The organism is Sinomonas atrocyanea (assembly GCF_030812675.1).
GTDB classification, from domain to species: Bacteria; Actinomycetota; Actinomycetes; order Actinomycetales; family Micrococcaceae; genus Sinomonas; species Sinomonas atrocyanea_B.
This window is the reverse complement of record NZ_JAUSTE010000002.1, coordinates 87712-114558: the sequence shown is the minus strand read 5'-3', so window position 1 is coordinate 114558 and position 26847 is coordinate 87712. Positions and strand designations below refer to the sequence as shown.

Genomic DNA, 26847 nt, shown 5'->3' with positions numbered 1-26847 from the left:
GCGCCCGGGACGCTTGGAGGCATGCTCCGCTGATCCTCGCCCCGACCCCCGTCCGCCCGGGCCCTTTCCTGCGCCCGCGAGCCGCGAAGTGAGACAGCCGATGCATGCCCCCCTCAGCCGATTCCAGAACAGCCGCCCCGAGCTGCGCGCCCACACCGGCGCTGCCCGGCGCCCCGCGGTGCACATCGCCCTCAGCGGCGTGAGCCACGGCTACGGGGACCGGCTCCTCCTCGACCGCGTGGACCTCACGATCACGGACGGCGAACGCATCGCGGTGGTGGGCGAGAACGGCGCGGGCAAGTCCACGCTCCTCCGCCTGCTGGCCGGCCAGGAGCGGCCCGAAGCCGGGACCGTCGCCGTCCACGGCCGCTCGTCCCGCCTCGGTCAGACCCAGGACCCCGACGCGTGCGTGGGCGCCCTCATGGCCGGGGCCGCGGCCCGGGCTGCCGAGGACGAGCTGCGAGCCAGCCCCAGCGGCGAGGAAGACGACCCGGATGAGGCGGCGAGCGCCGTCGTCCGCGCGGAGGTCGCGGTGGCGATCGCGCTCGAGCGTCTCGGCGTCGGGCACCTCGCCCGCACCGGTGCCCACCGGACCCTCGGGAGCCTCTCCGGCGGGGAGGCCGAGCGCATCTCCCTCGCGCTCGCGCTCGCCGATCCGGCCCCGATCCTGCTCCTCGACGAGCCCACCAACCACCTCGACGCCGAGGCGCTCGCGTGGCTCGAGACGGAGATCGCCGCCCGCCCCGGGATCGTCGTCGCGGTCTCCCACGACCGCGACTTCCTGCAGCGGTTCGCCCGCGTGGTCCTCGAGGTCGACGCCGACACCCGCACCGTGCGCCGCTACGGGGCCGGCTACGCGGGATACCGGGCGGAGAAGGCCCGCGAGCGGCGCGAGTGGGAGCGCTCGTACGCCGCGTGGGTGGCGGCGAAGGAGCGCGAGCGCGAGAAGGCCGCCCTGGTGGCGGACCGGGTCGCGTACGGCCGCCGCACCGACAACGACAAGTCGGGGTACAACTACTTCGGCCAGCGGGTCTCCGCCGCAGTGGAGAGCCAGGTGCGATCTGCCCGCCAGCGGCTGCGCCGGCTGGAGGCCGAGCCGGTGCTGCCGCCGCCCCGGCCGCTGCACCTCGCGGCCGCCTTCGAGGCCGACGCCGGCGCTTCCCTCACGCTGGCCGGAGCCTCGGTGCCGGGCAGGCTCGCACCGGTGGACCTGGACCTCGCGGCCGGCGAGCGGCTGCTCGTCACGGGGCCCAACGGCGCGGGGAAGACGACCCTGCTCGGCGTGCTCGCGGGGGCCCTGCCGTGCGCGGGGGTGGCCGAGGTCGTCGCGGCCCCGGGGGCCCAAAATGGCGCCGTGGCCCTGCTCCCCCAGGAGATCCCGCCGCCCGCCGACCCCCACGTCCGGCTCCTCGCGGCCTACGCGGCGGGCCTCCCGGGCGATCTCGACGACCACGCCGAGGCCCTCATGCACACGGGGCTGTTCCGGGTGCAGGACTTCTTCGTGCCGGTCGGATCGCTCTCGGCAGGGCAGTGCCGCCGCCTGGCCCTCGCCCGGATCCTCGCCGGCCGCCCGGGGCTGCTGCTGCTTGACGAGCCCACCAACCACCTCGCGCCCCTGCTCGTGGACGAGCTCGAGGACGCCCTCGCCCGATACCGCGGGACTCTCGTGATCGCCAGCCACGACCGGGCGCTGTCGCGCTGGTTCGCGGCACTCGACGGCCCCGGGGGAGCCGGGCGGCGGCTCGCGCTCAGCCGGCCTGGGCCAGGTTCACCCGGAACTCGACCAGCGCGTGGTCCTCGACCTTGACGAAGCCGAGGTTCGGCGGGTCGATCCCGAAGTCCTTCACCGCGATCGGGATGGAGCCGGCGGCGGCGATGCGGTCGCCGTCGCGCACCACCTTCACGTCCGCGCTCACGCTGCGGGTCTCACCCGCAAGGGAGAGGGTGCCGGGCACGGTCACGTCGACGGGCTGGCCGCCGAGGTCCGGCAGGGCCACCGGCGCCCGTAGCGTGAACGTGGCCTGCGGGTACTTGCCCGCCGAGATCACGGTGAAGCGGAAGTAGTTGTCGCGGCCCGTGCTGTCCGTGGCGATGCTGCCGGCATCGACGGTGACGGTCGCACCGGTGAGCTTCCCGCCGGCCACCGACGCCGACCCGGTCACCTTGTCGGTGCGGCCCACCACAGCCAGCGCCTTGCCGTTGAGCACCTCATTGACCGTGTACCCGGCCTGCGAGCCCGAGGCCACGCCCCAGGTGCCGTTGTCGGCGGAGGCGGGCCGCGGCGTCGTGCTCGCAGCGGCACCGGTCGCCGCGGTGACGCTGAACGGGTCCTGCGCCTTCGGCGTGACGGCCGCATAGACGAGCGGGCCGCCGATCACCACGGCGGCGATCAGTGCCACGACGATGACGAGGGGGATCAGGAGTCGGCGTCTGTCCATAGTCCTAGCGGGTGAGCGAACTGACGTCCACGGTGTACATGAGCACCACGGACAGGAGGTTCTTGAGGGCGTGCAGGGAGTAGCTGAACATGAGGTTGTTGGCCGTCCACGCGTACGCGAACACGAGCACGAGGCCCAGCCCGAGGTACGGCGCGAGGGCCTGGAAGGTGATCGCCTCGCGGCCCGCGATGTGCAGCGCTGCGAACAGTACCACCGATGCCACGTAGCAGATCCATCGGTTGATGTACTGGCTCAGCTTGCCGATCAGCAGGTGCCGGAAGATGTACTCCTCGACGAAGGGGCCGATCAGCACGAGCAGGGGCGCCGTGAGGTACCAGGGGACGTGGGCCGTCATGTCCTGGAGCCCGGTCTGGTTCACCGAGACCTCGACCCCGCCGGCGAGCGAGACCACGATCACCGTCACGATGAGCATGGCCACGAGCAGCAGGGGCAGGATCCCGAGGGTGAACCATGGCCTCGTCGCGAGGATCCGCGCGTCGCGGACCACGTAGTGCCCGGCAGCCACCATGGCGGCGACGAAGACGGCCGCGTAGAGCGCGAGGTTCAGCAGGTAGGTGCCCACCAGCGGGTCCTGGGTGAGCCAGCCGACGCGGTCGAATGGCAGGAACACGAGCGCGAAGGGCAGGCCGAGGTAGAGCACGACGGCGAGCGCGTCCGCGGGCGTGTACCGGGTGAAACGCCGCGGCGTGCTGGGCGACGTGGAGGGCGATCGGAGCATCAACGGTCAGAACGAACGCGGCCCCGGCACGGTTCCGCGCGCCCCACCGGCGGCGGCCGCGCGGCGCCGGGCGGCGCCGGGCGGACGGCCGGGAGGTTGACCCGAGGGTGGCCGGGTGAGAACCTTTATAGAACGAACGGTCGGTAACTATTTCGTGGACGGAAGGCTCCCGGCCGGATCCTGCGCGTAACGAGGCATGAGGGAGTGCACATGGCTGAGGCTTTTCTGGTCGGCGGGGCGCGGACCCCGGTGGGGCGGTACGGGGGTGCGCTGTCCGCGGTGCGTCCCGATGACCTTGCGGCGCTGACGGTGCGGGCCGCGGTGGAGCGGGCCGGGATCGATCCCTCCCTCGTGGACGAGGTCATCTTCGGCAACGCCAACGGCGCGGGCGAGGAGAACCGGAACGTGGCCAGGATGGCGTGGCTGCTGGCCGGGTTCCCGGACAGCGTGCCGGGCATCACCGTGAACCGGCTGTGCGCCTCGGGCCTGTCTGCGATCATCATGGCCTCGCACATGGTCAAGGCCGGGGCCGCGGACCTCGTCGTGGCCGGCGGCGTCGAGTCGATGTCCCGTGCCCCGTGGGTCATGGAGAAGCCCACCGCGGCGTTCGCCAAGCCCGGGGCCGTGTTCGACACCTCGATCGGGTGGCGCTTCACCAACCCCGCCTTCCTCTCCGGCGAGCTCTCCCGGGACGGGAAGGCCACGTACTCGATGCCGGAGACGGCCGAGGAGGTCGCCCGCGTCTTCGACACCTCGCGCGAGGACTGCGATGCGTTCGCGGTCCGCTCCCACGAGCGTGCCCTCGCCGCCATCGAGGCCGGTCGGTTCGCCGACGAGATCGTCCCCGTGACGGTCACGGGCCGCAAGGGCGCCCAGACTGTGGTGGACACCGACGAGGGCCCGCGCCCGGGCACCTCGATGGAAGTCCTTGCGAAGCTGCGCCCGGTCGTGAAGGGCGGTTCCGTGGTCACCGCCGGGAACGCCTCCTCGCTCAATGACGGCGCCTCGGCGATCGTGGTGGCCTCCGAGGCCGCCATCGAGCGGTTCGGCCTCACCCCGCGCGCCCGCGTCCTCGACGGCGCCTCCGCCGGGGTGGCCCCGGAGATCATGGGCATCGGCCCGGTCCCGGCCACGCGGAAGGTCCTCGAGCGCCAGGGCGTCTCCGTGGCGGACCTGGGCGCGGTGGAGCTGAACGAGGCCTTCGCCTCGCAGTCCCTGGCCGTGATGCGCGAGCTCAAGCTGGACGAGGAGATCGTCAACGCCGACGGCGGCGCGATCGCCCTCGGCCACCCGCTCGGCTCCTCCGGCTCCCGCCTCGTCGTGACCCTGCTCGGCCGGATGGACCGCGAGCTCGCCGGCGAGGGCCGGAAGCTCGGCCTGGCCACCATGTGCGTCGGCGTCGGTCAGGGCACTGCCCTGCTGATCGAGGGGGTCTAGATGGCGGAGGGCACCGACACTGCCGCGACCACGACGGGCGGCGGGGCCGCCGCGGCGGGGGAGGTGCCGGCGTCGTCCGCTGAAGATACGGCGCACGACGGCGCCCCTCGCCTCGACGCGACCGGCTTCACCGCGCTCGTGGTCGAGGAGGGAGCGGACCGGCTGCACGCGCGGCTGCACCGCCCGGCGGTGCGCAACGCGATCGATGCCACGATGGTGGAGGAGCTGCACGCCGTCTGCGCGCACCTCGAGGCCCACCCGAAGGTCCTGATCCTCTCCGGCACCCCGGCCGATCCCGAGTCGGGCGCGAAGGGGATCTTCGCCTCGGGCGCAGACATCGCGCAGCTGCGCGAGCGGCGCCGGGACGACGCGCTCGCCGGCATCAACTCGACCGTGTTCGACCGGATCGCCAAGCTCCCCATGCCCGTCATCGCCGCGCTCGAGGGCTACGCGCTCGGCGGTGGGGCCGAGCTGGCCTACGCGGCCGACTTCCGGATCGGCACCGAGTCCCTGCGGGTCGGCAACCCCGAGACCGGGCTGGGCATCATGGCCGCGGCCGGCGCGACGTGGCGGCTGCGCGAGCTCGTCGGCGAGCCGCTGGCCAAGGAGATCCTCCTGGCCCGGCGCGTGCTCAAGGGCGCCGAGTGCCTCGCCGCGGGCCTGATCACCGAGCTCGTGGAGCCGGCGGACCTGATCCCTGCTGCCCACCGGCTCGCGGACCGGATCGGCGCCCAGGACCCGCTGGCCGTGCGGATCTCCAAGGCCGTGTTCCACAGCCCGCGGGAGGTCCACCCCCTCATCGACACCCTGGCCCAGGGCATGCTGTTCGAGTCCCAGGCCAAGTTCGACCGCATGCAGGCATTCCTCGACCGAAAGAAGAAGTAGACACATGGGAAAGATCACTCTGGCCGAGGGCCTGCCCGCACGCGTGGGAGTGCTCGGCGGCGGGCGGATGGGCGCCGGGATCGCGCACGCGTTCCTCATGGGCGGGCCGGACGTGGTCGTCGTCGAGCGCGACGAGCAGGCCGCCCAGGGGGCCCGGGAACGGGTCGAGGCATCGGTGGCGAAGTCGATCGAGCGCGGCGCGGCCGAGGGCAATCTCGACGAGATCCTCGAGTCCTTCTCCACGAGCGTGGACTACGCCGACTTCCGCGGCCGGGACCTCGTGGTCGAGGCCGTGCCCGAGGACCCGGCCCTGAAGGTCTCGGCGCTGACCGCGGTCGAGGCGGAGCTCGCCCCGGGCGCGTTCCTGGCCACCAACACCTCCTCCCTGTCCGTCTCGAAGCTGGCCGAGTCCCTCGCCCGGCCCGAGCGGTTCCTGGGCCTGCACTTCTTCAACCCGGTCCCGGCCTCGACCCTGATCGAGGTGGTCATCGCCGAGAAGACGTCCGCGGAGACCGAGGCCGCCGCCCGCGGCTGGGTCGCCGGGCTCGCCAAGACGGCCGTGGTGGTCAAGGACGCCCCCGGGTTCGCGTCCTCGCGCCTCGGCGTGGCGATCGCGCTCGAGGCGATGCGCATGGTCGAGGAGGGGGTGGCGTCCGCGGAGGACATCGACAACGCCATGGTCCTGGGCTACAAGCACCCCACAGGCCCGCTGAAGACCACCGACATCGTGGGCCTGGACGTCCGGCTCGGCATCGCCGAGTACCTGGCCTCCACCCTCGGCGACCGCTTCGCCCCGCCCCAGATCCTGCGCGACAAGGTCGCCGCCGGCGAACTCGGCCGGAAGACCGGCAAGGGCTTCTACAACTGGTCCTGACCGCCGCCGCGACCCGTTGAGGGGTCTCTGGCGCTCCATTGAGGGGTCTCTGGCATGCCGTTGCGGGGCCTCGCCGCGCCAGGGACCCCGCAACGACCCGTCAGGGACCCCGCAACGACGCGCCAGGGACCCCGCAACGACGCGCCAGGGACCCCGCAAGGAAGGGGGAAGATGGTGCCATGAGGGACGCACCGAGTGACGCTGTCGCCTGGGAAGGCTCCGTCAACGCCCGGCGCGTCCTCGGCTCGGTCTACCGGATGGGGCGGCGCGAATGGCTCACCGAGCGCGGGTGGCGCCAGATGCACGACGACGGCGTCCGCACCGTGATCGACCTGCGGAACCCGGACGAGCAGCGCCGCCGCCCGACCGACCCCGACGTCCGGCCCGAGGCCATGGACGGGATCACGATCGTGAACACGCCCACCGAGGACCCCGCCCACCCCGAGCACGCGGCGCGGTTCGCGGCCGAGCTCGTCCCGTACCTGAACCACCCCAAGGGCTACCCGGGCACGGTGCGCCTCTTCCCCGAGCTGATCGCCGCCGTGTTCCGTACGGTCGCGGAGGCGCCGGCCGGCGTCGTGCTGCACTGCTCGGCGGGCCGGGACCGCACGGGCCTGGTCGTCACCATGCTCCTGCAGCTCGCGGACCCGGCCGCAGCCCCGGAGGCCGTCGCCGCGCAGTACGAGGCCAGCGTCCGGGGCATCAACGAGTGGCACCGGATCAGCCCGGTCAGGCATCCCTACGAACGCTGGCACGACGACGCCGAGCTGGCGCCGATGATCGCCGAACGGCAGGAGGCGCTCGCGGCCTTCGCGGCCGGACTCGACGTGGAGCGTTTCCTCCTCGACCACGGCCTCGCTCCCGCGGACATCGCCGCCATCAGGGCCAAGCTCGCCTCGACGAAGGGCTGAGGCCGGCTCCGCGACGCACCGCCCCGCCGCGGGTATCCTCGCCGCATGCCCTTCCTCAACCCCGTGACGCTGCGTGGCCGCCTCGTGACCCTCGAGCCGCTCTCCCAGGACCACTGCGACGAGCTCGAGGACGCGGTCCGGGACGGCGAACTGTGGCGCCTCTGGTACACCGCCGTCCCACGGCCCGAGGGCATGGGCGCCGAGATCGCCCGGCGCCTCGCGCTGCAGGAGGCCGGCTCGATGCTCCCCTTCGCCGCCCGCCGCGCCTCGGACGGCCGCGTCATCGGCATGACCACGTACATGAACGCGGATCCGGCGAACCGCCGCGTGGAGGTCGGCTCGACCTGGAACGCGGCGAGCGCCCAGGGCTCGGGCACCAACGCGGAGTCCAAGCTCCTCCTCCTGCGCCACGCGTTCGAGATGCTCGGCTGCATCGCCGTCGAGTTCCGCACGCACTGGATGAACCGGCAGTCCCGGGCAGCGATCGAGCGGCTCGGGGCCAAGCAGGACGGCGTGCTCCGCAGCCACCAGCTCATGCCCGACGGGTCGCTGCGGGACACCGTGGTCTACTCGGTGATCGCCTCCGAGTGGCCCATGGTCCGCAACGGGCTCGAGCTGCGGCTCGCCCGGCGGGGATGACCCGGGCTGCCGCCCGCGCAGCGCAGGACGACGACGGGGCCGCCCGTCGTCGTCCTCCGCTGACGCCGGGTGCGTCGCACGGTCAGGGCAAGGCAGCGAAGGCGGCGGCCACCGCGGGTGCGTAGCCGCCGCTGTAGCCGGCGGCGGTCGGGTGGAACGCGCCCGGGGTGCCCGGCGCGTTGATCCAGGGATCCGCGGATCCGATCCAGTGCCCGTAGAACGCCGGCACAACGTCGGCGTAGCCGGCGCCCTTCGCGGCGGCTGTAGCCTGGATGACGCCGTTCAGGCTCGTGATTCCGCCGTCGATGGTGGCCGCGAGCGCGCTCGAGCTGGGGTCGAGCAGCAGCGGGTAGCCGGTGAGCACGATCTTGGCGTCGGGGGACTTCGCCCGGATCGCGTCGATCACGGCGGCGATCTTGGGTCCGAGGGTGGGGATCGCCACCTGGGCGTCGTCGATGAGGGTGGGGCATGAAGGCGCACCCGCCAGGCACGCGGCGGCGAGCGCGTCGACGCCGAGGTCGTTGGCTCCGACCGTCACGCTGATGCGGCCGGTCGTCGGCGGAATAGTCTTCGCCTGCTTCAGGACATCGGCGGTCGTGGCACCGTCGCAGCCGATGTTCTTCTTCGCGCTGAGGTCCGTGGCGTAGGAGTCGAGGGTGCGGCCGCAGTCGGTGCCGTCGAGGACGTACTGCGTTCCGCCGACGCCGGCCGCGATCGAGTCGCCGAGCGCGTAGTACCAGCCCGGCTGCGGTGGTGCGGCGACGGCTGGGGCGGTGGCGCCCGCAACGAGGCTGAGGGCTGTCAGGGCGCTGGCACCGAGGCTGCGCAACCGGGTGAGGTTCATCGGGGCTCCTTGGAGGTCGCGGCTTGGAGGCCGCCGCGCTGCCGCCGGGCGGCGGCACCACGTGCGGGACGGGCGGCGATGTTCGGGTTCTCGCGCCCTCACGATGGCCGACGGGCCGGCCGTCCGCCTAGAGTCTTCCGGCACTTCATGCCCACAGGCCACAGGAGGCGCAGAAGACAGTGACGCGCTCCGCCCCCTTCCGTGTATTCTGGTCCCATTACCGAACGGCCGGTCAGTAATTTCTGCCGGCGCGCAGGCCCCCATCGGAAGGACCCGTCGACGATGACCACTGCCACCGAGACCGCAGCCCCAGATTCGACGCGCGTCGCCGTCGTCCCCAGCTACATCCGTGACGGCTGGTGGACTCCGGACGAGGCCGGCAAGGCCGCCGAGGTGCGCGATGCCAGCACGGGCGAGCTGCTCGCCGTCGTGAGCTCGAACGGACTCGACCTGGCCGCGATGGTGGAGCACGGCCGGACCGTGGGCCAGGCCGAGCTCGGCCGGCTCACCATCCACGAGCGCGCCCTCAAGCTTAAGGAGCTCGCGCAGTTCCTCAACGGCCACCGGGACGAGCTCTACGAGCTCTCCTACAAGACCGGCGCCACCAAGATCGACTCGATGGTGGACATCGACGGCGGCATCGGAGTGCTCTTCACGTTCGGCTCGAAGGGCCGGCGCGAGCTGCCCAACAGCAACGTGATCGTGGACGGCCCGATGGAGGTCCTCTCGAAGGACGGCTCGTTCGCCGGCGAGCACATCTACACCCGCATCCCGGGCGTGGCCGCCCAGATCAACGCGTTCAACTTCCCCGTCTGGGGCATGCTCGAGAAGTTCGCCCCCGCGTTCGTGGCCGGCGTGCCCACGATCGTCAAGCCCGCCACCCCGACGGGGTACGTGACCGAGGCGATGGTCCGGCTCATGGTCGACTCTGGGATCCTCCCGGCCGGCTCGATCCAGCTCATCTCAGGCTCGGCGCGCACGCTCCTGGACGAGCTCGACTACCGCGACATGGTCTCCTTCACGGGGTCGGCGGCCACCGCGAACCTCCTCAAGTCCCACCCGAACGTGGTCCACGGCGGCGTCCGCTTCACCTCCGAGACGGACTCGCTCAACGCCGCGATCCTCGGCCCGGACGCTGTCCCCGGGACCCCCGAGTTCGACGCGTTCGTGAAGTCGGTGGTCACCGAGATGACCGTCAAGGCCGGCCAGAAGTGCACCGCGGTGCGCCGCAGCATCGTCCCGGCCGAGCTCGTGGACGACGTCGTCGCCGCCATCGGCGCGCGGGTGACGGAGCGCGTCGTGGTCGGCGACCCCCGCGCCGAGGGCGTCACGATGGGCGCCCTCGCCTCGGTGGAGCAGCTCAAGGACGTCCGGGGCGCGGTCGAGTCCCTCGTCGCCGCCGGCGGCAAGATCGCGTTCGGCTCCCTCGACGTCCCCGAGGTCGTCACCGCGAGCGGCGAGAGGGCCGTCGTCGAGGACGGCGCCTTCATGTCCCCGGTCGTCCTGACCTGGGACGACGTCCAGGCGCCGGCCCTGCACGGCACCGAGGCGTTCGGCCCCGTCTCCTCGGTGGTCGGCTACTCCTCGCTCGACGAGGCCGTCCGGCTCGCGGCGTTGGGTGCCGGCTCGCTCGTCGCCTCGGTCTGCACCAACGACCCCGAGACGGCCCGCACGCTCGTGACCGGCATCGCCGCGCACCACGGCCGCGTGCTCATGCTCAACCGCGAGGACGCGAGGACCTCGACCGGCCACGGTTCCCCGGTCCCGCACCTGGTCCACGGCGGCCCCGGCCGCGCGGGCGGCGGCGAGGAGCTCGGCGGCATCCGCTCCGTCAAGCACCACATGCAGCGCACCGCGATCCAGGGCTCGCCCAACATGCTCACCGCCGTCACCGGGGTGTGGCACACCGGGGCGGACCGCAACCTCGCCGATCCTGCAGACCCCTCGACGCACCCGTTCCGCAAGTCCCTCGCCGAGCTGCGCGTGGGCGACGCCATGCGCTCCGAGCTGCGGCAGATCACCCGCGAGGACATCGCGAAGTTCGCGGCCGAGACCGGGGACACGTTCTACGCCCACATGGACGACGAGGCCGCCCGCGCCGCCGGCGTGTTCCCGGGCATCGTGGCGCACGGCTACCTGCTCGTGAGCTGGGCCGCCGGCCTGTTCGTCTCGCCCGAGCCCGGCCCGGTGCTGCTGAACTACGGCCTGGACAACCTGCGCTTCCTCCAGCCCGTCCCCGCCGGCGACTCGATCCGCGTGACCCTGACGGCCAAGCAGATCACCCCGCGCGTCACCGACGAGTACGGCGAGGTCCGGTGGGACGCCGTCCTGACCAACCAGGACGATACGCTGATCGCCAACTACGACGTCCTCACCCTGGTCGAGAAGGAGTGGCCGAGGAAGGCGTGATTCGTCGCGGAGGGCGGGGTCCGTACCCCGTCCTCCGGGCTTAAACTGGCCGCGTCAGTTCCCCTCGTGGAGGTGTGCCATGACGCTGGCAACAAGACCGGCAACCACGATCCTGACCGTGGCCGACGAGGCCCGCGCGAAGGACTTCTACGAGGGAGCGCTGGGGCTCCCTGTCCGCGGCAAGGACCCGACCGGGATGATGATCCTGGGTCTGGACGGATCCGCATCACTGGGCCTGATGGTGGACGCCAACGCCGTCCACACCGGCCACACCGCCCTGACGTTCGAGGTCGACGACCTCGAGGGCTCCATGGCGGAACTCGAGGGGCACGGCGTGCACTTCGAGGACTACGACCTGCCCAACCTCACCACGGACGAGCACCACATCTTCTCCACGGCCGGCGAGCGCGCCTGCTGGTTCGCGGATCCTGATGGGAACATCCTCTGCCTGCACGAGGGCGGCACGGTCGAGTACAACATGTAGCGCGCTCCTGCAGCGCACGACGGCGGCGGGCCGGGTTTCGCACCCGGCCCGCCGCTGTCTGGGCCCGACCTGCAATGATGGGCCCATGTGCCGGCTGTTCGGAATGCACGCGGGCCGCAGGTCCGTGCACGCGACCTTCTGGCTGCTCACGGCTCCGGACAGTCTCGAGGTGCAGAGCCGCCGCGAGCCCGACGGCACGGGCATCGGCACCTTCACCGCGGACGGCGTGCCCAGAGTGGACAAGCAGCCGATCGCCGCCTGGGAGGACCGGGCCTTCGCCCGCGAGGCCCGGGATCTGGTGAGCTCCACGTTCCTGGCCCATGTGCGCTACGCGAGCATCGGCGAGCACACCTGGGCCAACACGCACCCCTTCGAGCAGGACGGGCGGCTGTTCGCCCACAACGGCGCATTCACCGAGGTCGCAGCCCTCGACCGGCGGCTCGAGGAGCTCGGTGCCGCTGGCCTCGTGCGGGGCCAGACCGACAGCGAGCGCATGTTCGCGCTCATCACCGCAGAGACCCGCAGGGCGGACGGCGACGTCGCGGCCGGCATCGCCGCCGCCGTGACGTGGATCGCGCAGAACGTGCCCGTCCTCAGCCTGAACTTCATCCTGACCACGTCCACGGACCTGTGGGCCGTGCGCTACCCGGACACCCACGAGCTCCACGTCCTGGACGACCGCACCGGCGCCCCCGCGCCCGGTCGCCACCTCCGCGCGCGCAGCCCGCGGATCTCGGCGCACGGAGAAGACATCGGCGACTTCGTCCTCGTCGCGACCGAGCCCATGGCCAACGACCTCCGCTGGCACCTCATGGACCCCGGCGTCCTCCTCCACGTGGACCGCAACCTCACTCTCACCCGGACCAACCCGTTCCCGGACGGGCCCACGCGCCGCCTCACGCTCGACGACCTCGACCCGGTCGCCGCCGCGTCGCAGAGGGAGGGGAAAACATGAGCGTGCACGACGGCGCCGCGTCGCCGGGCGCGGGCGCGTCACCCGACGCTGGGCTCCTCGGGCTCCGGCACTTCCTCGCGCCCGCCCTGGACGGTGTCTCCGGCGGTGTTCCCGAGCCCGCCGGCTGGTGGTCGGGCCCCCGCACGTGGTGGGCCGGAGCGCTCGACGTCGAGGGCCTCGCCCTCGGCTCCCTCGGCGCGCTCATCGCGGCGCTCGCCTCCCTGGCCGAGGCCCGGGGCGAGGCTGCCGGCGGCAGCCGCCTCGCGACGTCGTCCGCGCTCGCCGCCGCCTCGTTCGACTCCATCCGCCGGCTCCGTGTCGACGGGAAGGCACCGGACATCTGGGCGCCCATGTCCGGCTTCCGGCGCGCGCGTGACGGCTGGGTGCGGCTCCACGCCAACTACCCGCACCACGCGCAGGCACTTCTGGCGGGCCTCGGCATCGCCGGTCCAGAGCGGCTCGACGCCGCCGTCCTCGAGCGCGACGCCCTCGACGTCGAAGCCACCGTCCGCGCTGCCGGCGGAGTGGCGGCCGCCGTGCGCACCCCGGCCGAGTGGACGGCGTCGGAGGCGGGAGCCGCCGCGGCGGGGGAGCTCTGGATCCGGTGGTCGATCGCAGAAGCCCCCGCGGTCCCGGTGGCGCACGACGCAGCTCCGGGACTCCCGCTGGACGGCGTGCGGGTGCTGGACCTCACCCGGGTGATCGCCGGACCGAGCGCGTCCCGGCTCCTCGGGGCGCTCGGCGCGGACGTGCTGCGCGTGGACCCGCCGCACCACCCAGAGCTGCTCGACGCGCATCTGGACACCGGGTTCGCCAAGCGCAGCGCCGTTGCCGACCTGCGCGTGGTCGAGCAGCTCGGCCAGGTCCGGGCGCTCGCCCGCGCGGCCGACGCTGTGCTGCTGGGCTACCGGCAGGCCTCGCTCGCGCGGTTCGGGCTGGACGTGGAGTCGCTGCGCGCGGACTGCCCGCAGCTTGCCGTCGTGGCCCTCGACGCGTGGGGCTGGTCTGGGCCCTGGGTGGACGCGCGCGGGTTCGACAGCATTGTGCAGGCGGCGTGCGGGATCTCCGACCTGTACGGCACGCCTGCCGGCACGTCGGAGGGGGCGCCGCAGGACGGCGCCTGGCGGCCCGGCGCCCTGCCTGTCCAGGCGCTCGACCACGCGACGGGGATGGGCATGGCCGCCGCGGCCGTCGCGCTCCTCGCGGCACGGACGCGGGGGATCGCGGGGAGTGCCCGGCTCAGCCTGGCCGCCACGGCGCACGAGCTCCTGCGCGCCGGTCCGCCGCCGGCCTCGGCACCCGCCGACCTGACCGTCGGGGTCCGCAGGGCGGCGTCCTCCTACGGCGAGCTCGACTACGTGGGCCCGCCACTCGCCGTCGACGGTCGCCCGCTCGAGTACCCCCACCCGCCGGTGCGCTACGGCACCTCGCCGCTCGAGTGGGCGCGCTGAGCGCCGGAAGGGTCTAGGCCCTGCGGCTGCGCAGCCAGCCGTCGACCCACCACGCGAGCTCGACCAGCACGATCCCGACCCCGGCGCAGGCCAGCGCAGTCCACGTGTGCCCGGCGTTGCCCGGATCGAGCTCGAACAGCCCGCGGGTGAGCGGCAGGGCGAACATCGCGAACGAGGCGGCCATCATGACCGCCACGAGCAGCACCTTCCACCACGCGTACGGCCGGGCGACGATCGCGAGGACCCAGAGCGCGATCGCGATGAGGGTGATGAGCGCGGACGTGCTCGCCTGCACCTGCGTGGTCCCCCCGCCGGCCACCGCGGGGCGCACCAGCAGGTAGCACGTGAACGAGGCCGCTGCGATGACCGTGCCGGCGGGGACCGCCATCCGCATGACCCTCCCCACGAACCCCGGCCGCGCCCGGTCGTGGTTCGGCGCGAGCGAGAGGACGAACGCGGGCAGGCCGATCGTGAACCAGCCGGTGATCGTCACGTGCCGCGGCAGGAACGGGTACGGCAGGGCCTCGAGGCCGATCAGCCCCGGCACGCCCACCAGGAGCGCGAGCAGCACCGAGTACACGGTCTTGGTCAGGAACAGGTTCGCGACCCGCTCGATGTTCCCGATCACGCGCCGGCCCTCGCCGACCACGTGGGGAAGCGTGGCGAACCTGTTGTCCAGCAGCACGATCTGCGCGACGGCCCGCGCCGCCGGGCTGCCCGCCCCCATCGCGACGCCGATGTCCGCGTCCTTGAGCGCGAGCACGTCGTTGACGCCGTCGCCCGTCATGGCCACCGTGTGCCCGCGCGCCTGCAGGGACCGCACCATGCCCCGCTTCTGGGCCGGGCTCACCCGGCCGAACACGGTGCGCTCCTCGAGCACGTCCGCGAGGCCGTCCCCGTGCTCGGGGAGGGTGCGCGCGTCCACGGGTGCCTCCGCGCCGGGCAGCGAGAGCTGGCCGGCGACCGCCCCGACCGAGGCCGCGTTGTCCCCGGAGATGACCTTGACCGTGACGTGCTGGGCCCCGAAGTAGTCGAGGGTGGGGCGGACGTCCCCGCGCACCTTCTGCTCGAGCACCACGAGCGCCGCGGGCTCGAGCCCGGGCTGGGCGGGGGGCGCGACGGTGGCCGGCAGATCTGCGGCGCGGGCCAGGAGGAGCACCCGCAGGCCGCGGGCCCCGAGCTCCTCGGCTTCGGCCCGTGCCGGCGAGGCGTCCGGGAGGAGGACGTCCGGGGCCCCGAGCAGCCACGCGCCCTGGCCCTCGAACGCGACGCCGCCGTACTTCCGGGCCGACGAGAACGGCAGGGTCTGGACCGCCGCCCAGCCGGGGGCGTCCGGGAATGCGTCCCGGATCGCCTGCATGCTCGCGTTCGGGCGAGGGTCTGCGGCGGCGAGCGCCGCGAGGGCGAGCCGGTGTTCCGGAAGGCGCGGGCCGGCGTCGTGCGTCTCCGGCGAGGCCCCCGGCAGGCCGCGCACCTCGGCGAGCTCCATCGCGTTCTCGGTCAGGGTGCCGGTCTTGTCGGCGCAGACCACGTCCACGCGGGCCAGCCCCTCGATCGCCGGCAGCTCGTTGACGAGGCAGTTGCGCCGCCCGAGCCGCACCACGCCCACGGCGAACGCGATCGTGGTCATGAGGATGAGCCCCTCGGGAACCATGGGCACGAGGGCAGCGACCATGCCGCGGAGGGCGTCCGGGAGCTCCTGCCGGCCCGTGAGCTGGTTGTAGACCGAGAGGAGGCCCGCGGGCACGAGCAGCCACGTGATGACCCTGAGGATTATGTTGATGCCGCTGCGCAGCTCGGAGTCGACGAGGGTGAACTTGCTCGCCTCGGCCTCGAGCTGGGCAGCGTAGGCATCCCGGCCCACCTTCGTGGCCCGGTAAAGCCCCGTGCCGGAGGAGACGTAGGAGCCCGAGAGGACCGGGCTGCCCGGGGCCTTGGGGATCGGGTCGGCCTCCCCGGTGAGCAGGGACTCGTCGAGCTCGAGGCCGTCCGCCCACAGCACCTCGCCGTCCACGACGGCCTGGTCGCCGGGCCCGAGCTCGATCACGTCGTCGAGCACGATCCGATGCGGCGGCAGCTGCACGGTGCCGCCGTCCCGGCGCACGTGGGGGTGTGCCTGGCCGACGATCGCGAGCCGGTCCAGGGTGCGCTTGGCACGCAGCTCCTGCACGATGCCAACGATCGAGTTGGCCACGATGAGGCCCGCGAAGAGCCCGTCCAACAGGTGGCCCGTGGCGAAGATGATCGCCGCGAGCACCGCGAAGATCGCGTTGATGCGCGTGAAGACGTTCGCCCGGACGATCTCCCACGTGCTGCGGCCCGGGCGTGCGGGGACGTCATTCGTGGCGCCGGACGCGACCCGCTCGGCGACCTCCTCGGCGCTCAGCCCGTGGGCCGGCCCGGGGGGCCGCCCCGCGGGCTGACCGCCAGTGGTCCCCTCACCCATGGTCCAACCCTAGTCGGCGTGCGAAGGCCTCCAGCATTCGATCCAGAGGGGGCCGGCCGCGGTCTGGGCGCGGCCCACCGGTTCAAGCTGGCCGTCGTGGCCGATCGCGTAGGACGTGACGCGGCCCGACCGCTCCCCGCACGCGAGGAGCCACCCGCCGGAGGGATCGATCCCGATGCCGCGGGGCTGCGCCTCCGTCTCGGTCCGCCGCAGGAAGGAGAGGCGGCCGCCGCGGCCCACGGCGAACGCGGCGATGGTGCTCGTGGAGCGCTCGGTCACGTAGACGAAGCGCTCGTCCGGGGTCAGGCGGATGTCCGCGCACCACACCACGCCGGGCCCCGGATCCGGGGTGCTCGGCGAGCGGATCGGGCCGGGTTCCAGGCCCAGGCCCTCCACCGCTGAGGTCCGCTGCAGGAGCTCGAGCGCGCCAGAGCCGGCGTCGCGGGAGTAGACGTCCACGGTGCCGGTGCGCTCGTGGCTCACGTACACGCGCCGGCCGTCGGCGCTGTGGCGCAGGAAGCGCGGCCCCGAGCCCCGGGAGGCGTCCACGTGGCCGGCGGCCCGGACCACCGAGCCTCCGGACGCCGCGGCAGCCCCTGCCCCGGCGTCGAGGGGGAACCACGAGATGCGGTCCGTCCCGAGCGAGGCCGCGTAGACGAACCGGCCGTCCGGGCTCGGGACGGCCGAGTGGGTGTTGGGGCCCGAGCGGTACTCGGTGACCGGACCGGCGGAACCGTCGGGGCCGGCGGAATCCTGCGGGACCGCGTAGGCCGCCATGAGCCCCTCGTGGTACGAGGCGCTGAAGAGCACGCCGCGGTCCGGGCGCAGCGACAGGAAGCAGGTCGTGGCGGGGACCTCGCGGGCGCCCACCGGGGAGGCGGTGCCGCTCATGGGGTCGAGCGCGAGGGCCACGGTGCGCCGCGGCTCCCCGTTGACCCCGGCGTACAGCGTTCCCGCCGGGTCGAGGGTGAGCGCGGTGACCTTCGGCAGCCCCGCGGCGCGGGAGACGTGCTCAAGCTGGCCGGACAGCGGGTCGAGGGAGAGCGTGTCGACGGCGCCGCCGCCTGCGCAGGCGACGAAGACGAAGGTGGGGGCCATGGCTCCTCCTGAGTCCGACGTGGTGGGGTGGGGCGCTGGCGACCACGGTAGCAAGCCCGGCATGGCGTGGATCACAGACAGGTCTTGTATAGCGCTGCTATATGGACTACCGTAGCGGCCATGCGCAAGGGGGCGGTCGAGGTGGCCGGAGGTGCTGCGGCGGACGGGCCGCAGCAGCGCGCCGCCGCACCCTCACCCCGGGAGCGGATCCTCCAGGCGGCGATGGAACTGGTGGCCGCCTCGGACGGGAACGCCGTCTCCACGCGCCAGATCACCGAGAGGGCGGGCGTCACGGCGCCCACGCTCTACCACCACTTCGGGGACAAGGACGGCCTCATGGAGGCGGTGGTGGCCCGGGGCTTCGAGGAGTTCATCCGCAGCGAGGGCAGCATCGAGCACACGGATGCGCCCATCGAGGACGTCAAGCGGCTCTGGGACGTGCACGTGCAGTTTGGCGTGACCCATGCCCAGCTGTACCTGCTGATGTTCGGCAATGCGGGCCCGAGCCGGCGCCCAGGGGTGGTCGTGGAGGCCGAACGGCTCCTCGAGGCCGAGCTCACAAGGCTCGCCGTCGCCGGGCACCTCGCCGTCCGTCCCGTCGAGGCGGCCCGTGCCGTCCTCGCCTCGAACATCGGGGTGACCCTCATGCTCATCGCGGACGCGGACGGAGACTCGGCTGCCCGAGACGCAGCCGCGAGGGACACGTCCCCGGCGGCCGCAGAACCGCTGTCCGCCTCCGCCCTGTCCGTGCAGACCCGGGACGCAGTGCTGCGCTCGGTGCTCACGGACCCCGCCCTCGTTGACACCCCCCGCGCGGGAGCGCCGGCCGGCCAGGACGGGCAGCCCAGCTACGTGGCTGCCGCCATCGCCCTCAACGCCACGCTCCAGTCCTCGCACCCGGACCAGCTGTCCGGCACCGAGATGAAGCTCTTCCTCGAATGGCTCCACCGGCTCTCGAGCGCGCCCCCCGCGCCGCCCGGGCGCCGGACCGACGGGACGAGCTGACCCCGATCCCAGCAGCCGCGTGCTGCGTCCTGAACAGAAAGCAGGATCACCATGTCGACCACAGCAGCGCCGTCGCGACTGCACACGGCCCGGGCCGGGGTGCAGAAGTTCGGCACGTTCCTCTCGGGCATGATCATGCCGAACATCGGCGCCTTCATCGCCTGGGGCCTCATCACCGCCCTCTTCATCGAGAAGGGCTTCATCCCCGTCCCCGAGCTCGGCGGCTTTGGCAACGGCCCGGACGGGAAGCCCTACACGGGCCTCGTCGGCCCGATGATCACCTACCTCCTGCCGCTCCTCATCGCCTACACGGGCGGCAAGATGGTCTACGACGTGCGCGGCGGCGTGGTCGGGGCCATCGGCACCATGGGCGTGATCGTGGGCGCCGGCATCCCGATGTTCATCGGCGCCATGATCATGGGCCCCCTCGGCGGCTGGACCATGAAGAAGATCGACGCTGTCTGGGACGGCAAGATCAAGCCGGGCTTCGAGATGCTCGTCAACAACTTCGCGGCTGGAATCTGGGGAGCCATCCTGGCCCTCGTCGGCTTCTTCGGGATCGCCCCCGTGGTCCAGGCCTTCAGCACGGCCGCGGGCAACGTCGTGCAGTTCCTGGTCAACAACGGGATCCTGCCGCTCACCTCGATCCTCATCGAGCCGGCCAAGGTCCTCTTCCTCAACAACGCCATCAACCACGGCGTCCTCACCCCGCTCGGCACCCAGCAGTCCCTCGAACAGGGCAAGTCGATCCTGTTCCTCCTCGAGGCGAACCCCGGCCCCGGCCTCGGCGTCCTGCTCGCCTACATGTTCTTCGGCCGCGGCGCGGCCAAGGCCTCGGCCCCCGGTGCGGCGCTCATCCACTTCATCGGCGGCATCCACGAAATCTACTTCCCGTACGTGCTCATGAAGCCGATCCTCATCCTCGCCACCATCGGCGGCGGCATGACCGGCATCGCCACGCTCGCGATCACCCACTCCGGCCTCGTGGCCCCGGCGGCCCCGGGCTCGATCATCGCCGTGCTCGCGCAGACCGCGAGGGACAGCTACTTCGGCGTGATCCTGTCCGTGATCCTCGCCTGCGCCGTCTCGTTCATCATCGCCTCGGTGATCCTGCGCGCGTCGAAGGACAAGGGCGAGGGCGACCTCGCGGCCGCCACGTCCCAGATGGAGAGCATGAAGGGCAGGAAGTCCATGGCCTCGAGCGTTCTCGGGGGCGGCGCCGGCGGCGTTGCGACGGCGACCGAGATCAAGAAGATCGTCTTCGCGTGCGACGCGGGCATGGGCTCCTCCGCCATGGGCGCCTCGGTGCTGCGCAACAAGATTCGGGCCGCGGGCCACAAGGACGTCACGGTGGTCAACCAGGCGATCGCGAACCTCACCGACACCTACGACATGGTCGTGGTCCACCAGGACCTCGCCCTCCGCGCGGAGCAGAAGACCCCGAGCGCCCAGATCGTCACGGTCGACAACTTCATGGGCAGCCCCAAGTACGACGAGATCGTCGCGCTCCTCGACGAGCAGGAGGCCACCGAGGACGTCCCGTTCGAGGGCGTCGCCGCCAAGTCTGAGCCCGCCTCGGAGTCGGAGGCCGCGGCCTCCCACGTCCCGGTGCCGCACCGTCACGCGGAGACGCCGGACGTGCTGCGCCGCCAGTCGATCGTCCTCACCGGCACGGCGGCTGACATGGCCGCGGCGATCGACGAGGCAGGCCGCCTGCTCAAGGAGGCGGGCGCGGTCGACGACGCCTACGTGGCCTCGATGCACGAGCGCGAGAGCTCGGTCTCCACGTACATGGGCAACTTCCTGGCCATCCCGCACGGGACCAACGAGGCCAAGGACCACATCCAGGCCTCGGCCGTGACGTTCGTCCGCTACGACGAGCCGGTCGACTGGAAGGGCAAGCCGGTGAAGTTCGTCGTCGGGATCGCCGGCAAGGGCAAGGAGCACCTCGGCATCCTCGCCAAGATCGCCAAGGTCTTCGGCGACAAGGAGCAGGTGGCCCGCCTCGAGTCCGCGACGACGGCCGACGAGGTCCTGGACATCTTCGGAAAGGTGAACGCGTGAGCGAGGCAGCGACAGGGTCCCGGGGTACCGCGGTCCACTTCGGCGCAGGGAACATCGGCCGCGGCTTCGTGGGGCTCCTGCTCCACAACGCCGGCTACCGGCTCGTGTTCGCCGACGTCGCGGCGCCCCTCATCGACGCGATCAATGCCACCCCCTCGTACACCGTGCACGAGGTGGGCGAGGGCGGCGTCGACCACGTGGTGGACGGCTACACGGCGGTGAACTCGGCCACGAACGAGGCCGAGCTCGTCGACCGGATCGCGGAGGCGGAGATCGTCACCACGGCGGTGGGCCCGAGCATCCTCAGGTTCGTCGCCCCGGCGATCGCGCGCGGCATCGCCGCGCGGCCCGCCGGCGCTGGCCCGCTCGCCGTGATGGCGTGCGAGAACGCGATCAACGCCACGGACATCCTCGAGGCGGAGATCCGTGCCGCGGCGGCGGGGGAGGGGCTCGATGACGCGGCCGTGGACGCGCGCGCCGTGTTCGCCAACACCGCCGTGGACCGGATCGTGCCGAACCAGGACCCCGCCGGCGGCCTCGACGTGCGGGTCGAGCCGTACTTCGAGTGGGCGATCGAGCAGGAGCCCTTCGGGGACGACGTGCCCGAGATCCCCGGCGTCACGTGGGTGGACTCGCTCGGGCCGTACATCGAGCGCAAGCTCTTCACCGTCAACACCGGGCACGCCTCCGCGGCGTACTTCGGGCGGCGCGCCGGGGCCGAGAAGATCTCGGACGCCCTGGCCATGCCCGAGGTCCGGGCGAAGGTCGAGGCCGTCCTCGCCGAGACCAAGTCGCTGCTCGTGGCCAAGTACGGCTTCGCGCCCGAGCAGCAGCAGGCCTACGTGGAGAAGATCCTCGGCCGGTTCGCCAACCCGGCGCTGCCGGACACGGTGGAGCGTGTGGGCCGCGCGCCGCTGCGCAAGCTGTCCCGCCACGAGCGGTTCATCGGTCCGGCGGCCGAGCTTGCCGAACGCGGCATGGTGGCCGACTCGCTCGTGGAGGCGATGGGCGCGGCCCTCGCCTTCGACGCCGCCGACGACGAGGAGGCCCAGCGCCTCCAGGCCATGCTCGCCGGCCAGTCCACCGACGAGGCCCTCGTCGAGGAGATCACGGGCCTCCCCGCCGGCCACCCGCTCCACAACGCGGTCGCGGCTCGGGTCAAGGAGGCTAGAGTCAGGCCGGCGGGGGCGGCGCAGCCCGACTGAACGCCGCCCCCAGCCCCGTGAGGGGTCATGTCCCTACGGTGAGGGGTCATGTCCCTAGGACGCCGCGGACGGCGCTCGCAGGGACATGACCCCTCAACCTTGGGACATGACCTCTCAACCTTGGGACATGACCCCTCAACGCGGTGGGTCGGGGCGGGGATGGGGGCGGGGGCTAGCTCCCTAGATGGCGACGGCGAGGATGCGCGAGCCCGTGCCCTCGTTCGTCGCCATCCACAGCTCCCGCCGCCCCGGGACCCGGACCACCTCGCGGAGCCGCCCGTACTGGCCCCTGAAGTACTCGGCCGCGCCCGGAAGGGCCCCGCCGCCGGGCACTGGCGAGCCCGGGGCCGGGAGCGGGAGCCGCCAGAGCCGCTGGCCCCGCAGGCACGCGACGTACGCGACGTCGTCCGCGATCGCGAGGGCGCTCGGCGACGCGTCCGCGGTGTTCGGCCAGACGTGGACGGCAGGGACACTGCCGTTGACGCTGCGGGCGCCGGTCACGGCGGGCCACCCGTACTGGGCGCCCGGGGCGAGCAGGTTGAGCTCGTCGTCGCGGTCGGGCCCGAGCTCGCTCGCCCAGAGGCGGCTGGCGGAGTCCCATGCGAGGCCCTGCACGTTCCGGTGGCCGTACGTGTAGACCCGGGTCCCGAAGGGGTTCCCCGGCGCGGGCGAACCGTCGAGTGCGACGCGCAGGACCTTCCCGCCGAGGCTGCCGAGGTCCTGGGAGTTGGACTGGCGCGTCGCGTCGCCGGTGCCGATGTACAGCATGCCGTCCGGGCCCACCTTGATCCGGCCGCCATTGTGGAACGTCCCGGCAGGGATCCCGTCCACCAGCACCCGCGCGCCGCCCACCGAACGCCCGTCCCAGTGCAGGGCCACGACCCGGTTGCCGGGGCCGGCGGTGCAGTAGGCGAAGACCGTGGCATCCGCGGCGAACTTCGGCGAGAGCTCGAGGCCGAGGAGGCCGCCCTCGCTCGTGTCGGTCCGGACGTCGATCCGCCCGGCCTCGCGGGCCGCGCCGCCGCCCGCGGGCACCTCGAGGATGCGGCCGGTGCCGCGTTCGGACACGAGCGCCGAGCCGCCGGGAAGGAACACGATCGACCACGGCGTGTCCAGCCCGCCGGCAACAGTCCCGGTCACCCGCGGGGCTGGTGCAGCGCCCGAGGCCGTGCCGGGCGCTGGGCTGCCGGCCGCGGAGGAGGCCGTGGCGGCTGATGAGGGCGGGGCGGTGGACGACGGCGTGCACGCGCCGAGCGCTGCGGCCGCACCGGACGCTGTGCCCGCCAGCGCCAGCCCGAGGAACGCCCGGCGCGAGGTCAGGCCCATCCCCGAGCGCCCTCCTGCGGCGGCCGGGCCGGGCGTGCCTGGGCCAGGGCAGAGAAAAACCTGCATCGCGCCATTGAGATGCAGGTCACGCTTTCGAGTGTAGGCAAGCACGGACGCCGCAGACAAGTTCTTCCGGGAAAAAGATGCATGGCGACTGCCGATTATCAGGACCAGGCAGTCCGGGGCCGCCCGATCTGCTCGCCGTCCGCCTCGACGTCCACCCGTTCGTCGAAGAAGGCCACCAGGCCGTGGATCTGGGCCATCTCCGGGAAGCTGGGGGTCGCGGCCCCGTAGCTCCACGCCACGGGCCGCGCCTCGCCCAGTCCCGGCGCGGTCCAGTACTCCGCGACGCCCTTGTACGGGCAGACCGTGCGCAGCGGGTCCTCGGCGAGCCGCTCCCAGCGGACGTCTTCGCGGCGGAAGTAGGTCCGCGGCGGCAGCCGGCCCTCGAACAGGCGCACCGTCTCACTGGACTCGGCGAGGACCACGCCGTCGAGCAGGACGCGCACGTGCGCACGGCTGGCCCGCATATCGATCCGGCTGAAGGGGTCCCTCGCATGGCCGATCACCGGCTCGTCCTCCTCGAACCACGCGAACGCGTCGGTGTCGAAGGCCACGTAGCCGGCCAGATCGGGGTCGGCGAGCCGGAACGCCGCATCGGGCAGCCTGATCCCGCCCACGACGACGGCAAGCCGCTCGCCCTCGGCCGTGTGGGACGAGAACGGGTCCGGCGAGCTCGGCGGCCCCGACACCTCCGGCGCCTCCGCGGCCCCCGCGGGAGCCGCGCCGAGCGGCTCGAGGCGGGCCACGACGTCGTCCTCCGGCACGGCGTGGAGGGGCAGGTACCGTTGCGGCTCCCAGAGGACGACGGCGCGCCGCGAGTCGAGCACGAGGACGTCGCCGAGACGGGCCCGCAGCCGCTTGGGCGTGGGCTCGTACCGGAGCTGGGGGAGGAGCCGCTTGAGCTCGTGGGAGATCCTGATGGCCATAGGGCAAGCGTGGCCTGTGGCGCCGGGGATGGCAACGGGGCCCCCGGCGTGGTGCGCGCCGGAGGCCCCGTCCAGGTCAGGCAGCGTACGGGCTCAGCGGCAGGAGCCGCCCTGGCCGAGGTGCTGGCCCTCGTTGCCGTCGCAGTACGCGCCCGGGACCACCGAGCCGCTCGAGGGATCGAGGATCAGGCCGTCACGGCGCGGCTGGGCGTCGAAGTTGAACATCGCGCCCAGCGAGCCCGCGGTGGCGTCGAAGGAGCCGTCGCCGAGCCGGCCGAGGCCCCAGTTGTCCTCGATGAAGCGCAGGACGGAGGACTGCTGGGTCTGCGTGTGGTCCACGAAGTTGCTCTTCGCGTAGGGCGAGACCACCAGCAGCGGCAGACGCTGGCCGGGCCCGCAGCGGTCCTGGTAGCCGCCCAGGATCGGTGTCCCGGCCGCGGCGGCGTTCTGGCACCAGGCGGCGTCGTTCGCCGGGTCGTTGGAGGCGTTCTTCACCTGGGCGGCGACGTGGTCGTACCAGCCGTCGGAGTCGTCGTAGGCGAGGACCACGGCCGTGGAGTCCCAGTTCTTCGACTTCTGGATCGCGTTGATCTCGTTCACCACGAACTGCTGCTCATCGATCGGGTCCGAGTAGCCGGCGTGCCCGTCCTGGTACATCGGCGCCTTGAGGAAGGAGACCGCAGGCATGCTGTCGGTGTTCACGACCTTGTCGAAGTCGGTCATGTCGTACTGGTGGTTGGCCGGCCCGCTGTGGCCGATCTCGGCGTCGCTCGCCGGCGCGACGTGGTGCGGATTCGCCGTGGAGGCGTAGTACTGGAACGGCTCGTGGTGCGGGCTGTAGTCGATCGAGGAGACCCCGGCGACGGACGTGTGCTTCGTGGTGCACTGGGCGTAGTCCGTGCCCTTGATCGTCGCGGTGCCCTGCGGGCGGAAGCCGCCCTGGAACCAGCCCCACGAGACGCCCTTGGTGTTGAGGAGGTCGCCGACGTTGGTGCCCTGCATGGCGGCGAGGGCGTTGGACTTGGCGTGGCTGTTGTCCGAGCAGTCGTCGAAGGCCGGGTCGGGATCGCCGGTGACGGTGCCGACGCCCTGCGTGTTCGGGGACTTGACCGTGTACGCGTCAGGGGCGGAGGTCTGCTGGCCCGTGAACGGGTCCACGCTCACCACGCCGTGCGTCTGGCCCGAGACCAGGTTCAGGGCGCCCGGGGTCGAGGGGCCGAACTCGTCGTCGTAGCTGTTGTCGCTCATCGCGAAGTGCTGGGCGTAGTTCCACATGCCGGTGACGGTGTTGCCGTCGTAGTAGCCCATGGTGAGGCCGTCGCGGCCGTACAGCGGCGCGCCGCAGGCGTCGGTGCTCGTGTACTGGACGAACTTGTCCATGAGGCCACCGTTGTACGCCTGCTGCTCGGGCTTGTAGGCGTGGTCCTGGTCGCAGGTGCCGGCCTGGGACGGGCTGAGGCGGAACGGCTGCACGGAGTTCGGGTTGTGGGGCGCGAGCAGGCCGGCGCTGGCGAGGGTGCCGACCTTCTTCGGCGTGTTCGGGGCGGCCGTGAAGGACGACGCCGCGGCGCCGGTTCCCTGGACCTTCTCACCGGGGGCGTTGGCGGCCTTCGGGTACGTGGCGAAGTAGTGGTCGAACGAGACGTTCTCGCCGAAGATGACGACGACGTGCTTGATGGGCGTGGAGGTCGTGGACGCGGCCTGGGCGGGCATGGCAGCGGCGACGCCTCCGGCCGCCGCTGCGGCGAACGCCACGGCGCTCGTCGCGGCCGCGGCGCGGATGCTGAACTTGGGCATGGGCTGTGACTTTCTCACGGTGGATGGTGGCCCCGGGTGGCGGTGCGAGTGGTTCCCCGCACCGACCCTAAGGCGGTGGTCCGCCGGAAGTTCCCGGTTTGGCCCGGGCTTCCCCATCAGTTCAGCAAGTGTTCACCCCGAGGGGCGGAGGGGCCTCGTCAGCTGCGGGTGTGCAGCCCGTCGAAGAGGACGGCCACGACGTCGTCGGCGAGCTTCGCCGGGGTGAGCGAGCCTCCGGGGCGGTACCACTCGACGATCGAGTTGATCGTGCCGAAGAGCAGGCGGGACGCCGTGCGCGGGTCGATGTCCGTGCGGATGGTGCCCTCGGCCCGGGCCTCGCCGATGAGCTCGGCGACCTTGCGGTCGAAGCTGCGGCGGCGCTGCAGGGCCGCGCGCTCCGTCTCCGTGTTCCCGCGCAGGCGCAGCAGGAGCGTCACGAAGGGCAGCCGCTCCGTGAGCACCCGGACGGTCGAGCGGACCACGAACTCGAGGCGCTCCTCGGCCCTGCCGGACTGCGACTCCGGCGCCTCCCACACCGACTCCAGGCCCCCCAAGGCCTGCTCGAGGGCCAGCGAGAGGAGGTCCTCCTTGGAGGGCACGTGGTGGTAGATCGCGGACTTCGAGATGCCCAGGTTCTCGGCCAGGATGCCCATGCTCGTTGCATCGTAGCCATGCCGGTTGAAGACCTCGACGGCGACATTGAGCACCGTCTGCTGGTCGTAGCCGGGGCGGCCCCGGCGGCCCGTGGAGGAGGGGGCGCCGGAGGCGGTGGTGGGGGCTGTAGGCATGGGATCCAGTCTAGGGAAGGGAACGGGGCCGCCGGATTCACCGGCGGCCCCGTCGGGAAGGGG

22 protein-coding genes are annotated in these 26847 nt (G+C 72.6%); 13 read left to right on the top strand and 9 right to left on the bottom strand.

Annotation, left to right across the window (positions count from 1 at the left end):
* Nucleotides 1-100: 100 nt before the first annotated feature.
* Entirely contained in the window at nucleotides 101-1807 is a 1707-nt protein-coding gene (locus J2W20_RS04270; RefSeq protein ID WP_307004899.1) for an ABC-F family ATP-binding cassette domain-containing protein, read from the top strand.
* On the opposite strand, the gene J2W20_RS04265 is transcribed toward J2W20_RS04270, so the two are convergent.
* Together J2W20_RS04265 and J2W20_RS04260 are read right to left on the bottom strand one after the other, a co-directional pair.
* The gene (locus J2W20_RS04265; RefSeq protein ID WP_307004898.1) at nucleotides 1749-2438 is read right to left on the bottom strand and encodes a YceI family protein; all 690 of its coding nucleotides are present in this window, start codon (nucleotides 2436-2438) and stop codon (nucleotides 1749-1751) included. The genes J2W20_RS04270 and J2W20_RS04265 overlap by 59 nt on opposite strands.
* 4 nt (nucleotides 2439-2442) lie before the next feature.
* Nucleotides 2443-3177 (bottom strand): CPBP family intramembrane glutamic endopeptidase, encoded by a 735-nt coding sequence (locus J2W20_RS04260; protein ID WP_307004895.1) that lies wholly within the window; start codon nucleotides 3175-3177, stop codon nucleotides 2443-2445.
* Nucleotides 3178-3387: 210 nt separating this feature from the next.
* On the opposite strand from J2W20_RS04260, the gene J2W20_RS04255 reads away from it, so the two are divergent.
* The 5 genes from J2W20_RS04255 (at nucleotide 3388) to J2W20_RS04235 (ending at nucleotide 7923) form a co-directional block, all read left to right on the top strand.
* Entirely contained in the window at nucleotides 3388-4614 is a 1227-nt protein-coding gene (locus J2W20_RS04255) for an acetyl-CoA C-acyltransferase (protein WP_307004893.1), read from the top strand.
* Nucleotides 4615-5499 carry an enoyl-CoA hydratase/isomerase family protein gene (locus J2W20_RS04250; protein WP_307004891.1) on the top strand — a complete coding sequence of 295 codons (885 nt, stop codon included), beginning with the start codon at nucleotides 4615-4617 and terminating at the stop codon, nucleotides 5497-5499. It abuts the gene before it with no gap.
* Between the two features lie 4 nt (nucleotides 5500-5503).
* Nucleotides 5504-6373: a 3-hydroxyacyl-CoA dehydrogenase family protein gene (locus J2W20_RS04245; RefSeq protein WP_307004889.1), complete on the top strand. Its 870-nt coding sequence runs from the start codon at nucleotides 5504-5506 to the stop codon at nucleotides 6371-6373.
* Nucleotides 6374-6552: 179 nt separating this feature from the next.
* The gene (locus J2W20_RS04240; protein ID WP_307004887.1) at nucleotides 6553-7284 is read left to right on the top strand and encodes a tyrosine-protein phosphatase; all 732 of its coding nucleotides are present in this window, start codon (nucleotides 6553-6555) and stop codon (nucleotides 7282-7284) included.
* Nucleotides 7285-7329: 45 nt separating this feature from the next.
* A complete protein-coding gene (locus J2W20_RS04235; RefSeq protein WP_307004885.1) occupies nucleotides 7330-7923 on the top strand; it encodes a GNAT family N-acetyltransferase in 594 nt (197 codons plus the stop codon).
* 82 nt (nucleotides 7924-8005) lie between these two features.
* Here J2W20_RS04235 and J2W20_RS04230 read toward each other — a convergent pair whose 3' ends face one another.
* Nucleotides 8006-8767, bottom strand: a complete 762-nt coding sequence (locus J2W20_RS04230; RefSeq protein WP_307004883.1) for an SGNH/GDSL hydrolase family protein — start codon at nucleotides 8765-8767, stop codon at nucleotides 8006-8008.
* A 282-nt stretch (nucleotides 8768-9049) separates the two neighbouring features.
* On the opposite strand from J2W20_RS04230, the gene paaZ reads away from it, so the two are divergent.
* From paaZ to J2W20_RS04210, 4 genes are all read left to right on the top strand, one after another.
* On the top strand, nucleotides 9050-11176 hold the full coding sequence (paaZ, locus tag J2W20_RS04225) for a phenylacetic acid degradation bifunctional protein PaaZ (protein WP_307004881.1): 2127 nt from the start codon (nucleotides 9050-9052) through the stop codon (nucleotides 11174-11176).
* A gap of 79 nt (nucleotides 11177-11255) precedes the next feature.
* Nucleotides 11256-11660, top strand: coding sequence for a VOC family protein (locus J2W20_RS04220; RefSeq protein ID WP_307004879.1), 405 nt, complete (start codon nucleotides 11256-11258; stop codon nucleotides 11658-11660).
* Between the two features lie 85 nt (nucleotides 11661-11745).
* Entirely contained in the window at nucleotides 11746-12615 is an 870-nt protein-coding gene (locus J2W20_RS04215) for a class II glutamine amidotransferase (RefSeq protein WP_307004877.1), read from the top strand.
* Nucleotides 12612-14066: a CoA transferase gene (locus J2W20_RS04210; RefSeq protein WP_307004875.1), complete on the top strand. Its 1455-nt coding sequence runs from the start codon at nucleotides 12612-12614 to the stop codon at nucleotides 14064-14066. The genes J2W20_RS04215 and J2W20_RS04210 overlap by 4 nt, the downstream gene beginning before the upstream one ends.
* Nucleotides 14067-14079: 13 nt before the next feature.
* Here the strand turns inward: J2W20_RS04210 and J2W20_RS04205 are convergent, their stop codons facing one another.
* Both J2W20_RS04205 and J2W20_RS04200 read right to left on the bottom strand, forming a co-directional pair.
* Complete coding sequence (locus J2W20_RS04205) at nucleotides 14080-16512, bottom strand: HAD-IC family P-type ATPase (RefSeq protein WP_307004874.1); 2433 nt, start codon at nucleotides 16510-16512, stop codon at nucleotides 14080-14082.
* Nucleotides 16513-16521: 9 nt separating this feature from the next.
* On the bottom strand, nucleotides 16522-17610 hold the full coding sequence (locus J2W20_RS04200) for a lactonase family protein (protein WP_307004872.1): 1089 nt from the start codon (nucleotides 17608-17610) through the stop codon (nucleotides 16522-16524).
* A 120-nt stretch (nucleotides 17611-17730) separates the two neighbouring features.
* On the opposite strand from J2W20_RS04200, the gene J2W20_RS04195 reads away from it, so the two are divergent.
* Genes J2W20_RS04195 through J2W20_RS04185 form a run of 3 tightly spaced genes read left to right on the top strand, consistent with a single transcriptional unit; the run spans nucleotide 17731 to nucleotide 21884 of the window.
* Complete coding sequence (locus tag J2W20_RS04195) at nucleotides 17731-18615, top strand: TetR/AcrR family transcriptional regulator (RefSeq protein WP_307004870.1); 885 nt, start codon at nucleotides 17731-17733, stop codon at nucleotides 18613-18615.
* Between the two features lie 51 nt (nucleotides 18616-18666).
* Nucleotides 18667-20679, top strand: coding sequence for a PTS mannitol transporter subunit IICBA (locus J2W20_RS04190; protein WP_307004868.1), 2013 nt, complete (start codon nucleotides 18667-18669; stop codon nucleotides 20677-20679).
* Complete coding sequence (locus tag J2W20_RS04185; RefSeq protein ID WP_307004866.1) at nucleotides 20676-21884, top strand: mannitol-1-phosphate 5-dehydrogenase; 1209 nt, start codon at nucleotides 20676-20678, stop codon at nucleotides 21882-21884. The genes J2W20_RS04190 and J2W20_RS04185 overlap by 4 nt, the downstream gene beginning before the upstream one ends.
* Before the next feature lie 180 nt (nucleotides 21885-22064).
* Here the strand turns inward: J2W20_RS04185 and J2W20_RS04180 are convergent, their stop codons facing one another.
* The 4 genes from J2W20_RS04180 to J2W20_RS04165 form a co-directional block, all read right to left on the bottom strand.
* Nucleotides 22065-23210 carry a PQQ-dependent sugar dehydrogenase gene (locus tag J2W20_RS04180; protein WP_307004864.1) on the bottom strand — a complete coding sequence of 382 codons (1146 nt, stop codon included), beginning with the start codon at nucleotides 23208-23210 and terminating at the stop codon, nucleotides 22065-22067.
* A 164-nt stretch (nucleotides 23211-23374) separates the two neighbouring features.
* Nucleotides 23375-24199: a DUF427 domain-containing protein gene (locus tag J2W20_RS04175; RefSeq protein WP_307004862.1), complete on the bottom strand. Its 825-nt coding sequence runs from the start codon at nucleotides 24197-24199 to the stop codon at nucleotides 23375-23377.
* Nucleotides 24200-24292: 93 nt separating this feature from the next.
* Nucleotides 24293-25996 (bottom strand): phospholipase C, encoded by a 1704-nt coding sequence (locus J2W20_RS04170; protein ID WP_307004860.1) that lies wholly within the window; start codon nucleotides 25994-25996, stop codon nucleotides 24293-24295.
* 158 nt (nucleotides 25997-26154) lie between these two features.
* Entirely contained in the window at nucleotides 26155-26784 is a 630-nt protein-coding gene (locus J2W20_RS04165; RefSeq protein ID WP_307004859.1) for a TetR/AcrR family transcriptional regulator, read from the bottom strand.
* Nucleotides 26785-26847 lie beyond the last annotated feature (63 nt).

Excerpts from the sequence above, each read along its gene's own strand:
- J2W20_RS04270 (WP_307004899.1), top strand. The coding sequence starts at position 101 with ATGCATGCCCCCCTCAGCCGATTCCAGAACAGCCGCCCCGAGCTGCGC.
- J2W20_RS04265 (WP_307004898.1), bottom strand. The coding sequence starts at position 2,438 with ATGGACAGACGCCGACTCCTGATCCCCCTCGTCATCGTCGTGGCACTG.
- J2W20_RS04260 (WP_307004895.1), bottom strand. The coding sequence starts at position 3,177 with ATGCTCCGATCGCCCTCCACGTCGCCCAGCACGCCGCGGCGTTTCACC.
- J2W20_RS04255 (WP_307004893.1), top strand. The coding sequence starts at position 3,388 with ATGGCTGAGGCTTTTCTGGTCGGCGGGGCGCGGACCCCGGTGGGGCGG.
- J2W20_RS04250 (WP_307004891.1), top strand. The coding sequence starts at position 4,615 with ATGGCGGAGGGCACCGACACTGCCGCGACCACGACGGGCGGCGGGGCC.
- J2W20_RS04245 (WP_307004889.1), top strand. The coding sequence starts at position 5,504 with ATGGGAAAGATCACTCTGGCCGAGGGCCTGCCCGCACGCGTGGGAGTG.
- J2W20_RS04240 (WP_307004887.1), top strand. The coding sequence starts at position 6,553 with ATGAGGGACGCACCGAGTGACGCTGTCGCCTGGGAAGGCTCCGTCAAC.
- J2W20_RS04235 (WP_307004885.1), top strand. The coding sequence starts at position 7,330 with ATGCCCTTCCTCAACCCCGTGACGCTGCGTGGCCGCCTCGTGACCCTC.
- J2W20_RS04230 (WP_307004883.1), bottom strand. The coding sequence starts at position 8,767 with ATGAACCTCACCCGGTTGCGCAGCCTCGGTGCCAGCGCCCTGACAGCC.
- paaZ (WP_307004881.1), top strand. The coding sequence starts at position 9,050 with ATGACCACTGCCACCGAGACCGCAGCCCCAGATTCGACGCGCGTCGCC.
- J2W20_RS04220 (WP_307004879.1), top strand. The coding sequence starts at position 11,256 with ATGACGCTGGCAACAAGACCGGCAACCACGATCCTGACCGTGGCCGAC.
- J2W20_RS04215 (WP_307004877.1), top strand. The coding sequence starts at position 11,746 with ATGTGCCGGCTGTTCGGAATGCACGCGGGCCGCAGGTCCGTGCACGCG.
- J2W20_RS04210 (WP_307004875.1), top strand. The coding sequence starts at position 12,612 with ATGAGCGTGCACGACGGCGCCGCGTCGCCGGGCGCGGGCGCGTCACCC.
- J2W20_RS04205 (WP_307004874.1), bottom strand. The coding sequence starts at position 16,512 with ATGGGTGAGGGGACCACTGGCGGTCAGCCCGCGGGGCGGCCCCCCGGG.
- J2W20_RS04200 (WP_307004872.1), bottom strand. The coding sequence starts at position 17,610 with ATGGCCCCCACCTTCGTCTTCGTCGCCTGCGCAGGCGGCGGCGCCGTC.
- J2W20_RS04195 (WP_307004870.1), top strand. The coding sequence starts at position 17,731 with ATGCGCAAGGGGGCGGTCGAGGTGGCCGGAGGTGCTGCGGCGGACGGG.
- J2W20_RS04190 (WP_307004868.1), top strand. The coding sequence starts at position 18,667 with ATGTCGACCACAGCAGCGCCGTCGCGACTGCACACGGCCCGGGCCGGG.
- J2W20_RS04180 (WP_307004864.1), bottom strand. The coding sequence starts at position 23,210 with ATGGGCCTGACCTCGCGCCGGGCGTTCCTCGGGCTGGCGCTGGCGGGC.
- J2W20_RS04175 (WP_307004862.1), bottom strand. The coding sequence starts at position 24,199 with ATGGCCATCAGGATCTCCCACGAGCTCAAGCGGCTCCTCCCCCAGCTC.
- J2W20_RS04170 (WP_307004860.1), bottom strand. The coding sequence starts at position 25,996 with ATGCCCAAGTTCAGCATCCGCGCCGCGGCCGCGACGAGCGCCGTGGCG.
- J2W20_RS04165 (WP_307004859.1), bottom strand. The coding sequence starts at position 26,784 with ATGCCTACAGCCCCCACCACCGCCTCCGGCGCCCCCTCCTCCACGGGC.